9 protein-coding genes are annotated in these 13,055 nt (G+C 39.3%); 2 read left to right on the top strand and 7 right to left on the bottom strand.

The window, feature by feature from the left end:
• Window positions 1-32: 32 nt before the first annotated feature.
• Together ATK78_RS15450 and ATK78_RS15445 are read right to left on the bottom strand one after the other, a co-directional pair.
• Window positions 33-1,016, bottom strand: coding sequence for a FecR family protein (locus ATK78_RS15450; RefSeq protein ID WP_133577009.1), 984 nt, complete (start codon window positions 1,014-1,016; stop codon window positions 33-35).
• Between the two features lie 87 nt (window positions 1,017-1,103).
• On the bottom strand, window positions 1,104-1,691 hold the full coding sequence (locus tag ATK78_RS15445) for an RNA polymerase sigma factor (protein WP_133577008.1): 588 nt from the start codon (window positions 1,689-1,691) through the stop codon (window positions 1,104-1,106).
• A 196-nt stretch (window positions 1,692-1,887) separates the two neighbouring features.
• On the opposite strand from ATK78_RS15445, the gene ATK78_RS15440 reads away from it, so the two are divergent.
• The gene (locus tag ATK78_RS15440; RefSeq protein WP_243732549.1) at window positions 1,888-3,468 is read left to right on the top strand and encodes a glycoside hydrolase; all 1,581 of its coding nucleotides are present in this window, start codon (window positions 1,888-1,890) and stop codon (window positions 3,466-3,468) included.
• A 266-nt stretch (window positions 3,469-3,734) separates the two neighbouring features.
• Window positions 3,735-4,877: a hypothetical protein gene (locus ATK78_RS15435; RefSeq protein WP_243732548.1), complete on the top strand. Its 1,143-nt coding sequence runs from the start codon at window positions 3,735-3,737 to the stop codon at window positions 4,875-4,877.
• A 4-nt stretch (window positions 4,878-4,881) separates the two neighbouring features.
• On the opposite strand, the gene map is transcribed toward ATK78_RS15435, so the two are convergent.
• The 5 genes from map to ATK78_RS15410 all read right to left on the bottom strand — a co-directional run bounded on the left by map (window position 4,882) and on the right by ATK78_RS15410 (window position 13,031).
• Complete coding sequence (map, locus tag ATK78_RS15430; protein WP_133577005.1) at window positions 4,882-5,682, bottom strand: type I methionyl aminopeptidase; 801 nt, start codon at window positions 5,680-5,682, stop codon at window positions 4,882-4,884.
• 338 nt (window positions 5,683-6,020) lie between these two features.
• Entirely contained in the window at window positions 6,021-7,199 is a 1,179-nt protein-coding gene (locus ATK78_RS15425) for a hypothetical protein (RefSeq protein WP_133577004.1), read from the bottom strand.
• Entirely contained in the window at window positions 7,199-8,674 is a 1,476-nt protein-coding gene (locus ATK78_RS15420) for a RagB/SusD family nutrient uptake outer membrane protein (RefSeq protein ID WP_133577003.1), read from the bottom strand. The genes ATK78_RS15425 and ATK78_RS15420 overlap by 1 nt, the downstream gene beginning before the upstream one ends.
• 4 nt (window positions 8,675-8,678) lie before the next feature.
• Entirely contained in the window at window positions 8,679-12,020 is a 3,342-nt protein-coding gene (locus tag ATK78_RS15415; protein WP_133577002.1) for a TonB-dependent receptor, read from the bottom strand.
• A gap of 45 nt (window positions 12,021-12,065) precedes the next feature.
• Window positions 12,066-13,031, bottom strand: coding sequence for a FecR family protein (locus ATK78_RS15410; RefSeq protein WP_133577001.1), 966 nt, complete (start codon window positions 13,029-13,031; stop codon window positions 12,066-12,068).
• Window positions 13,032-13,055 lie beyond the last annotated feature (24 nt).

The following is a 13,055-nucleotide window of genomic DNA, read 5'->3' as shown; positions in this document are numbered from 1 at the left end:
TAGTTGTTATTCATTAAAATAGTTTAAAAGTTTTAATTGCATCCCGCTCCATAGATGACGATGTGCCCGTCTGACTGCTTTTTCCAGGTCGCGTTGTTAAAGCCAGAAATTACATCCAGGATCTTATCGAGCGAATCTCCCTTTAATGTACTGCCGCTAAAACGGCAATTTTTTAATTGATCATGATCAAAGGTAATCTTTACCTGAAAGCGCTGCTCAAGCTGCATTGCCGCATCTGCCAGGGTGATATCATCAAATTGCATTTCATCATTCTGCCATGCAATAACGGCATTGGCATTGGTAGTTGTTTTGGTGAAATTGCCAGTCAACAGATCAATGCTTACCTGTTGATTGGGCGTAAGGATGCTCAAAAGTTTGCCATCATCGGCTACGCTAACTTTACCCCGGGTTACAGTAACCTGAATGGTGTGCCGGGTTTGATTTTCTTTGATATTAAAGGCTGTTCCCAGTACTGTAGTTAGTATTTTGCCGGTATGGATTACAAAGGCTCTGGACGCCTCGTGTTTAACATCAAAATAAGCTTCTCCTGAAAGATAGACTACTCTTGTTTTTTCATTAAAAACTTTGGGATATTTTAATTCAGAACCAGCATTTAACCAAACCGTAGTGCCATCAGCCAGGGTAACTTGTTTCTTTTGTATGGCAGGAGTGGATATCAAAGTTAGATCTTGAGATAAGGTCTGCCTTTTCAGCACCGGCCAGGTTATATACAAACTAAAGACTAAGATCAATGCCGCGGCGACACCTGCAATTTTGTGCCAGAGATAGTTTTCGGATCTGCGTGGCAATGTTTTAGACTCATTTTCTTGAACAGATGCTTTGATGTCCACAAATACATCAGAAAGCCATTTATCTTTATAAGGACGATCCAGATGCTGCCATGCAGGATCAGCAATGCTGTTTTCTTCCAGCCATTTTTCAATGTGCTGATCCTCCTCCATGGAAGTTTCCCTTTTCAGGTATCTGTCAAGCAGGCTTTCGATGTTGCTGTCCATTTTTATCGGGTTTGCACAATAGTCGTATGAACAGGCATTTGGTACTATAAGAAAATAAAATATTTTTTAGGGGTTGAATGGGATGCACTAATGCAGGCACCAAAATATCAATGCAGTAGTAGATAGGTAGGTTAATGATGTTCTCAAATGTTTTAAAGCAAATGTAAGCTGGTTTTTAACCGTTTGTTCAGAAAGATCTAATTTAACGGCTATTTCGGAAATGCTTAAGTTTTCTTCACGGCTTAAATGGTAAATTTCCTTTACTCTTGGAGATAGTTTATCCAGCGCGCCATCGATTTGCTGCTTTAATTCTTTTGCAGCGATTTGTTGTTCAACATCAGATCCAGGGCTTGTTTGTAATGCAAGAACCATTTCCATATAGTCTTCACGGGTAATGTTTTTCCTGATCTTGTCAACAATACGATAACGTACAATTGTAAATAAGTAGGCTTCTAAATTCCTGTTGATTGTTAGCTGCTTCCTTTCTTCCCATAATCTCACAAATACATCGTGAATAATATCCCTGGCATCATCAAGGTTATATAATTTGGAACTGGCAAATCCGGTTAAACGTTCAGCATAACGGTTATAGATCTCTGCGAAAGCAGTTTGGTCATCTTCCTGCAAGAGATCTGCCAGCTGCAGATCGGTTAAAGAATGGTGTGCTGATATCATGTAAGGGTTATTGTCAAGTACACGGACGTTTATTCCCTGCAATCTTAACGAAATTCATTTTGTATATCACAATGTATTTTCAAAAGAATGTAATGGATTGATCATCAGGTATAAGTACATTTGGAAAGTGCTCAGCCCGGATTCCTGTAGTTTACGAGGTTTGGCATCTGTAATGGTTTAAATCGTTTTGATGGTTATGATTTTTAAAAAGCTCAAGAGGTCTTATTTATTTCTATTATTCAGTCTGGTTAGTTTGTATGTAAATGCTCAACAAAACGGCAATACCATTTTGGTGAAGATAGATCTAACCAAAAAAGCCCAGGTTATTGAGAATATTGGTGCAGCAGGCTGCTGGTTTTCTGAAGGGATAGGCAGATATTGGCCAGATGAGAAAAAGGAAAGAATAGCGCAATTGCTTTTTAGCCGCAAGTTTGACCGGGATGGAAATTTAGAAGGCATAGGTTTATCGGCCTGGCGTTTTAATATTGGTGCTGGCACAACTGAGCAAGGAGATAGCAGCGGTATTAAGGACTTTAGGAAAAGAACAGAATCTTTCCTTAACAAAGATGGAAGTTACGATTGGACGAAGCAGGCAGGTTATCAGTTCTTTTTAAAGAAAGCAAAAGACTACGGTGTAGAAACGCTTATCGCCTTTTCAAATTCGCCTCCGGTTCAGTTTACAAAGAATGGTTTAGGTTATAAAACAGAAAAGGATTATGTATCAAATCTTCGTGAAGATGCTTATGATGCCTATGCCGAATTTCTGGCTGGAGTGATTAAGCATTTTGATCAGCAGGGATTACATTTTAACTATATAAGTCCCGTTAATGAACCCCAATGGGATTGGTCCCGTAAATATAAAGAGGCAGATCAGGAAGGCTCATCCTGGACCAATCCTGAAATTTATAAAATAACCAGTGCTTTAAATACGACCCTGACTAAAGCCGGGTTGAATAGTAAGATATTGATTACAGAAGCGGGGATGCTTAATTACCTGTATGCAGGATCAGGTAAGGCAACAAGACAGATCCAAAGTTTTTTTGACAGAAACAGCCCTTTATATGTTGGTAATTTAGCACATGTGCCTAAAACAATTGCTGGTCATAGTTATTTTACGGAATCAAATGATGATGTGTTAATAAGTACCCGGAAGCATCTGGCTGATACCGCAAAAACATATGAGGTTAACTATTGGCAATCGGAGTATTCTATGCTGGATAATGGATTTAGAGAGGGTACTACCGGAGATCGGAGTAATATGGATTGTGCCTTATTTTTATCTAAAGTGATCCATACAGATTTGACGGTGGGTAATGCAACAGCCTGGCAGTTTTGGAATTCATATGAACCAGGAAGCGCAGCTGTAAATACCAGGTATTATTTAATAGCACTCCAGCCTGAGCCCGGTTTTAAAGATGGTAAATTTGCTGTAACTAAAAATTTGTGGGCTTTAGGTCATTACAGCAGGTTTATAAGACCTGGAATGACAAGGGTTTTAACAGAAACATTAACTGCCAATTCCGGATTGAATAAGGACTTGCTCTTATCTGCATACAAAGATAAAAATGATAGAACGGTAGTTGTATGTACCAATTATGGCAAGATAAACATAGAACTGAAGCTGGATATTAAAAATTCGGCAAAGAAATATAGATCTATATTGAGTTATCTAACTACTGATGCTGTTGATATGGATATGAAACGACAATCTGTAAAGAAATTATCGGAGCTAATTGCACTTCCTGGAAGATCTATGCTAACAATTGTAGTAGATTAATAAATGTAATTCTTTGATGTTATGTTTTTTATTGTGATGTTCGGCAAAACAGCCATTCTTAGCTTGGTTTTATTTCAAATAATAAAGATTCAGGAGAAATAAAGTTTCGAAAAAGGTTAAATTTAGAGAAGCTAGTGCTTTGGTTGTAACAAGATAGCGAGACTCATTTATTTTGCCGTTCAATTCTTTACAAATGTTATATTTGATAGTTCACAATCTTATATTTTCCGGGGAATTTTATGAAACCATGCATTTGCACTAGAGAAATGGCGGAAGCGGCTAATCGTTGTTTCGAGCGGGAAGTTTACCAATTTTTGCGTGCATGGGTTTTAAGTCATGAGGACACTATATTGCTCCAATTTGAGCAAACATTGGATGCGTACTTAGCAAATGATGCGTTGCGGGATTTCTTTATTAATACAGAGTATCCAATCGTGATGTTGTTAAAGAATCGTTTCATTGCCTGCCATCTGGGCAGGCGAGTTGGAAGTGTTTATTTTGACCCAATAAGCGGAGATCCTTTGTTGGCTCATACAGAGCAACGGATCTATAATCTTGCCCGTCGGATGGATAGCGAACAAATGCATGTTCCATTCCGCTCAATTCATCCCAATAAGCAAACTGATGCAGGCGATACTGCGGATATCAACACTTATCCCATCGAATCAGAAGAGATTCGTTACAACAGTGGTAATCATTTTACCAGTCGCCCGGCAAATGACAATGTATTTGATGAAAACAGCAAGCGCTGCACGGCAAAATCAGAAGGTAATCTGCATGTGCTTTTCAAGCATGGCTTTCTGGAAGACCGGTTGCAAGATGTCAAAGAGCTTACCGCAACAATGCATGAGGCAGGAGCGGTTCAGCTCCAGTTCTTTGTGATCTACAGCAGACACTCGTTGAAAGAAGGTCATTTTGGGACATCCCTTGTAATCATGGACCCTGCAAATCCTGACTTTCCAAGGCGTGTTATGGTTTGTGATACCTTGCTTAAACAGCTGCCGCAGCATCCGCGCTGGTGGAATCATTTTATTTCGGAATATTCCAATGTATTTGGCGATGCGATAGTTGAGATCATTGAAGATCTTTCGCACCCGCTGCAGAAGGTGAACATCAAAGGTGATGATCCTTATCGTCACGATTGGGATTGCCCTTATTATGCAGCCAGCATGGCAGATGCGCTAGCCGAGTTGGTGAAAAACAATCCGGAACTTACATTAAATGGAAGTGTATCTGAAGTTCATGACGCAATGAAAGAAATCATGCCTGATTATTATCAACTGGATCTTGCCATTAAAGACAGACCTGCAATTCAACAGGTCAATCGATTAAAGCGATGGAAAAGCGGCCGGGAACTGATTAAAGACCTGGTTGTTGAAATTAGCCGCAAATCATCTTATGAACTTTAACAAACTAATAATAGGAAGTATTTAAGTTGATATTTAGTTTTTCTGCACTTTCTATTGGGGAATAATCAGACAAGATTAATGCTTCTCCCTTTTTAATACAGACATCGTGCTCAAAATGAACGGATGGCAGTCCATCAACAGTCCTTACGGCCCATCCATCATCATCAAAGAATACATCTTTCTTGCCCATATTGATCATTGGTTCAATAGCAATGACGAGATTCTCCCTTAATAACATACCAGACCCTTTTCTTCCATAATTAGGAACCTGCGGATCTTCGTGCATATCTTTTCCAAGTCCGTGCCCTACCAAATCCCTTACTACGCCAAAACCCTGGTTCTCATTATGAACCTGAATGGCATATCCGATGTCTCCAATTCTCTTTCCCACAACAGCTTCTTTGATTCCTAGAAATAAGGAGTCTTTCGTGGTTTTTACGAGGTTCAGGATTTCCTTTGATACCTCGCCTATGATAAAAGTATATGCGTGGTCTCCATGGAAGCCATTTTTTATGGTACCAACATCAACAGAAATGATATCTCCATCTCTTAGTTCTTCTTTGGATGGAAAACCATGAACAACTACATCATTTACTGAAGTGATAATGTGGTGCGGGAAACCATTAAAGTTATAAAAAGAGGGTACTGCCTGGTTGTCAAGAATAAACTCATTGGCTAGCTTATCTATTGCGAGGGTTGTCATGCCAGGCTTTAAAACTTTTGCCACTTCGGCAAGGGTATGGCTCACTAAAAGTGCACTGATTTTCATCAGCTCTACTTCTTCATTGGTTTTGTATAGAATCATTAATGCAAATTTAGCACATGAAGTGTTACAAAAGTTGGTTTTTTTAAAATATTACCAGATCATGAAGCATCAACAGACGTATGGCCGGGGAGTTGGTATAATTTAACAGGCTTCTGCAAAAATACATATTGCAATAGGTGTGTGGAAGAGGAACAAAATTAGCCTTTTGCAGAGGTCTTTAAAAAGGAAAACGGGAATGATCCGAAGACCACTCCCGTTTAAATTAACGCTCTCAAGGACAAATGTATAATTAATAAATGAATGATTTGTCATTTTGTTATAATATTTCTTAGAGCTATTGTGTTTAAGAAATCATGTGATGAAAGTATTCCGGTTTTCTATTTCATATCTGCTCTTAAATCAGCTTCATAAATATTCCCTAACTGGTCGGAAGCTAAAATTATCCACGGACCATTTTTAGGGAATTTATCTTTTGAACTGGTAATGTCGTTAATTCTCAATGTGTTCTTTTCTGCATTAATTTCAGGTTTAATTACCGTTTTAATGTCCATAATCACATTCTTATTATTGAGATTGACCCGTGCAAATTTGATTACACCCAGGTTTGAATCTTTTGCATTATATTCTGTATAGCCAATGAAAACTACATCGGTATCAGGAGTAGTAAGTACGGCCGGCCGGCTGGGTTTCTTAATGGAATCCAGATTGGCAAAAGGATAGTTTTTCCATTTGCCATCAATATGACGAACTCTAAGCACAAGCTGCGGTTTGCCAATTTCATCGACACTATTTTTTGTAGCCAACCACAATGTGCCGTCCGGAGATACAGATGAACGCAAATGATCATCGGCCGTATGGTTGCCCTGTTCAATGATCTCGACTGCATTCCAGTCTGTCCGGTTATCTTCATGAAATCTAAATTTAACAGCGTCCTGATTTTGATCTGTCCAGATTAAACCTATTCCTCCAGGTAAAATGGTTAATGTGGATATATCATCTTTGTTAATACCGTTGCCAAGTTCTACTGCTTCATTCCAATGATTGCCATCAACAGATTTCCATACATATACTTGATCTCCAACATCGGCCGCAACCCACCAGCAACCTGTTTTATCCTGAACAATGGTTGCCGTTTCTATGTCATTATCTGCAGACTTTGGAGCTGATAATTTACCCATTACTTTTACCTGCCACGATTTCTTATCCTTTTTTAATTGATAGACAGATAAATAATTAGATGCTACCCCTACAGCCATTACTTCATGATCATTTGCCCAAACATCAACCCTTCCAGGGTATCCGGTTAAATGTTTGCTGACCAACGGATCTTCAATCCATCCTTTTGATGTACGCTGCCATAACGAGGGGCCGCTGGATTTTGGCAGCAGTGCCCACCAGCTGCCATCCATAAACCATAGTTTGGATTGTGGTTTGTCTGCCGTTGCCCCGGCAACATCAACTTTGATCACGGGTTTAGCATGCTGTGCTTTTGAAAAATTAACCGTTAGCAGCAGAGCAAAACAAAGAATAAACGGCTTAAATATGAATCTTCTCATTATTGATATCCCGGGTTTTGTTTAATATTGTCAGGGTTAACATCTATCTGGCTCAATGGAATTGGCAATAACAATTGTTCTGCAACTAAACCGGTTTTAATTTTAGGCCCTAAAATGGCAATGGCTTTACCCGTTCTTAACAGGTCAAACCACCGGTGACCTTCAAATGCGAACTCAACCCTTCTTTCTTTTTCTATTGCTGTTCTAAATTCTTCCTGAGAGTTGATTGCCAAAAGCGGGTTTGCATTGCTAAATGTTTTTTCGGGCAACCCTGCTCTTTTTCTTATGGCATTTAGTTGTTTAAAAGCTTCACCATCTGTTGTAAATGAAATTTCATTTAATGACTCTGCATACATCAACAATACATCAGCATAGCGTAGAACCGGCCAGTTATCATCTGCACCACCACCCTTAACAGGCATGTCATGGAATTTATAGGTGTATCTGCCTTCTAATCCCCTAACCACAGTGCCGTCCTTTTTAGTATAGTTTTCTTTTAGAGAAGCATTTTTACGAAGATCAGTCGCTTCATACGCATTGATCAAGTCTTCCCTCGGAATGTTATATCCTCCAGCGGTGCTTGAATAGGGTAGATTTGGAAATAGATACGGTGTATACCGCTCTGTAAACTGAGAACCTGTTGATGCCGTTAAATTCGTTTTAAACTGAACCTCAAAAATAGATTCTTTATGGTTTTTAGCATCGGCATTCCACAGGCTACTATAATCGGGCAAAATATCATATTGTTTAGAGCTGATCACTTTTTCTAAACTGGTTTTTGCATTCTGGTAATCGTGTAAGGTTAAATAAACTTTTCCCAATAATGCATTTGCAGCTCCCTGCGTTGCCCGGCCTTCTTCACCCTTAACTGTCAAAGGTAATGCAGGTGCAGCGTTTAATAAATCCTCAATAATTTGATTGTAAACTGTTTTAACATCAGTTCTGCCATAGGTATATGATTCTTCAATGGTTTGAATGCTTTTCGTTACTAAAGGCACATTGCCAAATACCCGAACCAGGTTAAAGTAATACAGCGCTCTCAAAAACTGCGATTCTGCAGTAATTCTATTTTTGCTGTTTTGAGAAATACCGGCGTCATTAATTCTTGACAAAATTGTATTTGCACGGCGTATACCTACATAATGATCTTTCCAAATGCTTTCTACAATTTCACTGGTTTGCTGTACCTGAAATTGAGAAAGTTCATAAAAGGCAAAGCGTGAACTTGCAGTTGATCCCATCTCTGTATTGTCTGAACGCAAATCGCCAACCAACTGCATATAATCGTTATAGATCCCATTGGACTTCAATGAAGAATAGGCTCCATAAATCGCATTGGTAAAATCATCTTCAGTTTTGTAGAAATTCTCTTCATTTGCGTTAGAGATCGGATTTAACGCAATAAAATCTTTTTTACATCCGGCTAAGGCCAATATGAAGAAAGAAAAATATATGGATTTTAAAATGTTTTTCATGAGCTTAAAAAGTAATGTTTAGACCTAGTGAATACGTTTTTGATAAGGGATAATTGAAATAATCAACTCCTGGTGTGAGGGCATTGTGATAAGAACTAACCTCTGGGTTATAGCCTAAGTAATTCTTATTGGTAAATGTGAAAGGATTCTGTGCAGCGGCATAGATTCTTGCCGCAGACAGGCCTAATTTCTTTGTAAGCGATGATGTGAAATTATAACCCAGGGTGATGTTCCTGACGCGTAAAAACGAACCGTCCTGCATGTAGAAACTGGATGCATCCCTGCGTACACCCCTAACATCTGTAATGGCTTTAAATACACTGCCGTTACCAGGTTGTTCTGCTGATCTCCAGCGGTCTCTGGCAATCCCCAGGTTGTTGGTTCTGCCTGTCATTGACATAGATTGTCTCATGCCTAAATTCATAATGTCTGCTCCCTGAACGCCCTGGATCATTATACCCAAATCAAAACTACCATAGGAGAAATTGTTGTTTACCCCATAAATGAAATCTGGCTGATTATTTCCCAGGATGGTACGGTCATCAGACGTAATCTTACCATCACCGTTAACATCTCTAACCATTGGATCGCCTGGCGCATCGGTACTTATATGCGGGTGATCGTTAACTTCCTGAACGGTATTGTATACGCCATCAAATATGTACCCTAAAAAGTTTCCAATGGGTTTACCAATCTCTGTAATGTGTGACACGCCATTGGAGGAAGAAATGATCGGATCGCCCTTCGGACCTAATGCCAGTACGATATTTCTGTTTGTAGAAATGTTCAATTCTGTATTCCAGCTAAATTTGCCTGTTGTGTTTTTCGTGTTTAATGAGATCTCTAATCCTCTGTTCCTAACTTTTCCAATATTCTGTAATGAATTGCTTACCCCCAAAATACTCGGTACCGACACGTTTAACAGCAAGTTATTGTTGACGCGCTGATAAGCATCAACGACTAAATTAATTCTGTTTTTTAATAGTCCAATGTCTACCCCAATATCAAATTGCTCCGATCTTTCCCAGCTCAAATTCTTATTGGAGAGGGTAGCGGGTGATATACCTGACACTAAGTTGCCACCAATGATATAATCGCTATAGGAAAGTAAGCCAATAGATCCATAATTCGAGATTTCGTTATTTCCCGATAATCCGAAACTTGAACGGAGCTTTAAGAAATTGATCCATGAAACATCAAAGAACTCTTCGTTTGACAGCATCCAGCCAACAGAAAGGGAAGGGAATATGCCCCAGCGTTTGTTGTCTCCAAAGCGGGACGACCCATCTGTTCTGATGGTGGCAGAAGCAAAGTAGCGGTCTCCATAATTGTAATTTGCCCGTGCTAAGTAAGACAGTAATGACCATTCAGACCTGGAAGTACTTGCGCCTGTAATTTGACCAGCGTTTAAAGTAGGTACTAAATTATTTGGAAAGTTTGTTGCGGTGATGCCCGCACCTTCAATACTTGCTTTTTGAGCTGTAAAACCGCCAAGGGTTTCAAAATTATGGTTATTTCCAAGTTTAAAATTATAGTTGATCGTATTTTCTGACAACCAGTTTAAATCAGACAAGCTTTCATAACTTCCACTTGGAATGGTTGTGCCGGAAACATGGTTGGGATTATTTGGTACATTATACTTGTACCCATTAATGAACGTATTGTTTTGGCTTAAGTTGTAATCAATTCCAATCATCGATTTGACACTTAATCCTTTTGCAAGTTTAAGCTGGGCGGATAGATTAGCTATGGTTCTAAATTGTTTGGTCTTGTCGTTGTACTCGTTAATGAACTCGAGTGGGTTTGGTACCTCTGATACCCCATAGCCAAAGCCTCTGAATGATGGATAGCTGCCGTCTGCATTTTGACCGCCAAATATTCCGGGGAAGTTAATCATAGATCCAATAATCCCGTTTCCGAACTGGCCTTCGTCCTGTGCGTTTTTTTGATTAACTATTGTGGTATTAATAGATCCGCTTACATTTAAGTTTTTATAAGGCTGTGCGTCTATATTTGTCCTTAGTGAGTATCTTTTAAAATCTGAGTTCCTGATAATTCCATCCTGACCATAGTAACCTCCAGACACCAGGTATCTTAATGTGTTAGAGCCGCCAGAAACAGAGAGCTGATGATCGCGCACTGGCGCGATGTCAAATATCTCATCCTGCCAATTGGTAATTACCCAGCTGTCCTTATCCGTAAAAAACGGTGAGATCTGGTATAGGGGAGACCGGAGCGAGTTTGGATCATCACGTTTACCACCGAGATATTCCCATGCATTATTTCTGGATTCAATCGCAAAATCTATAAATTCATCCGGTGAAAGCAGGTCTAGTTTTTTGGAGATTTGCTGGATCCCAAAATAAGAGCTTAACGTAAGGTTTGTTCTTTCCTGTTCTCCTCTTTTAGTAGTTACAATGATTACGCCGTTTGCTCCTCTGGATCCATAAATTGATGTTGACGAAGCGTCTTTTAAAACACTGACCGACTCAATATCCCCCATATTGAAATTACTTAAAGCTTCCTTTCCAAGCGGAAAACCATCAACAACGTATAAGGGCTCATTGCCGGCAGTGATAGATCCTGTTCCCCGAATCCGGATAGAAGGTGCAGCACCTGGTACACCTGTGATCTGGCTAATTTGAACGCCTGGAAGTTTACCTGCCATCGCCTCGGTAAAAGTACCTACCTGCGATTTCTGGATCTCCTTGCCGCTTATGGTTGCTATGGACCCTGTGATCTGTTCTTTTAGCTGGGTGCCATAACCAACTACCACTACATTGTCCAGGCTATTTTCATCAGCTTTCATCCGGATATTGGATAGTGCATTCGAATGAACCAATTTCTCCACAGTAATAAATCCGATATAACTGAATGTCAGGGTTTCCTGGATATTATCGGTAGTTAAACTAAATTCTCCCTCCGTATTGGTACTTGTAACCATTGACTTGCCTTTAACCTTAACCGTTACACCAGGTAAGGGCTTTTGCAGCTCGTCAACAACTGTCCCTTTCAAGGTATTTCTAATGGCTTTGGTCTTTTGTATTAATATTTTATTGCCATCAAGTTCATAGGTTAAGCTATGAGCTGTTAACAATTGGTTTAAGGCATTCTGCAATGGTATTTCCTCCATATTAACATTTACCTTTTTATTGAGTTCTTCTAAATCTGCATATAGAAATACAACATTGGTTTGCTTATTTAACTGACTAAAAGCTTCTTTAAGCTTCTGGTCTTTTAAATTAACATGAACCAGGTTTTTCAGAAAGCTTTGCCCGAAGCTTTGTTTTGCAGTACCAAGCCATAAAAAAATGGCAAAGAATATTATTGATTTTGATCGTTTCATAAATTAATTAAAAATGTTTTTTCGATTGATTTTTTTGATTCATTATCATTTGCTTTGGATATAGATCGTTTTGCCGTTTATGGTATATTTTGCATGAATTAACTTACATAGCGTTTTAATAATGTACTCTGGCTGATCGTCGAGCCTAAACTCGCCAGAGATCCTTCTGGAATTCAGTTTCTTTGAGATTACCTGCATATTCAGTCCATAAGATTCTTTCAGTATTTCTTTAACCTCATCCATTGACGTATCGTCAAATATTAACTTGCCTGTAGTCCAGGCTTTCTGATCAATAGAAGATTCTTTATTTTGGGTTTTTGCGTGATGCGAAAGCAGATCGTACTGTAAGGTTTGGTTTGGCGTTAAAATAACGCCACCTGTTCTTTTACCAGGTGCTTTAACAGTTACCCATACCTTACCGGTTAAAAGCGTGATTTTCGAAAACCTGGAAGCCGGGTAGGCACGGACATTAAATGTGGTGCCCAATACTTTGGTAGTTAAAGGCCCTGCAGCTACAAAAAAGGGTTTTTGAGGATCATGTGTTACTTCAAAATAAGCCTCGCCACTTAATTTTACGGATCTGTTTTTTTCAGAGTAGGATGCTGCAATTTCTAATGTTGAATTTGCATTTAGCCAAACTACCGAACTGTCTCTTAACAGGATCTTTTTAGTTTGGCCTGGTAACGTCTTAAAAATAACGGCAGTCTGGCCCGAATGATCTTTTGGTTTTAAAAGGAAGAATAGCGATACCGTACTTATAAGGAGGATGCTGCAGGCAACCCGTAAAGTTTGCCAGCTGTACCATCCCTTACGATGGTTGGAAGTCTGGATCTTACTTAGGATGCGCTGGCCGGTTTCATACTCGATCGAGCTGTTTTCAATGCCAGGTACAATTCCGGAATGATCCCGGTCAAATGAATGATACCAAATGTCTACGATATACCGCTCTGCTTTACTGGCAGATTCATCCAGGTACCGTTTTAATAATTGTTTAAATTGTTGTGTTTTCACTATTTCGCTTTTACACAGAGATAG

Source organism: Pedobacter metabolipauper, assembly GCF_004362715.1.
Classification (GTDB): Bacteria; Bacteroidota; Bacteroidia; order Sphingobacteriales; family Sphingobacteriaceae; genus Pedobacter; species Pedobacter metabolipauper.
The sequence above is the reverse complement of the archived record's forward strand: the minus strand, read 5'-3'. Positions and strand labels throughout refer to the sequence as shown.

Bases quoted from the DNA above. Each gene is read 5' to 3' on its own strand.
- ATK78_RS15420 (WP_133577003.1), bottom strand. From the start codon at position 8,674: ATGAAAAACATTTTAAAATCCATATATTTTTCTTTCTTCATATTGGCC.
- ATK78_RS15445 (WP_133577008.1), bottom strand. From the start codon at position 1,691: ATGATATCAGCACACCATTCTTTAACCGATCTGCAGCTGGCAGATCTC.
- ATK78_RS15435 (WP_243732548.1), top strand. From the start codon at position 3,735: ATGGCGGAAGCGGCTAATCGTTGTTTCGAGCGGGAAGTTTACCAATTT.
- map (WP_133577005.1), bottom strand. From the start codon at position 5,682: ATGATTCTATACAAAACCAATGAAGAAGTAGAGCTGATGAAAATCAGT.
- ATK78_RS15425 (WP_133577004.1), bottom strand. From the start codon at position 7,199: ATGAGAAGATTCATATTTAAGCCGTTTATTCTTTGTTTTGCTCTGCTG.
- ATK78_RS15440 (WP_243732549.1), top strand. From the start codon at position 1,888: ATGATTTTTAAAAAGCTCAAGAGGTCTTATTTATTTCTATTATTCAGT.
- ATK78_RS15450 (WP_133577009.1), bottom strand. From the start codon at position 1,016: ATGGACAGCAACATCGAAAGCCTGCTTGACAGATACCTGAAAAGGGAA.
- ATK78_RS15415 (WP_133577002.1), bottom strand. From the start codon at position 12,020: ATGAAACGATCAAAATCAATAATATTCTTTGCCATTTTTTTATGGCTT.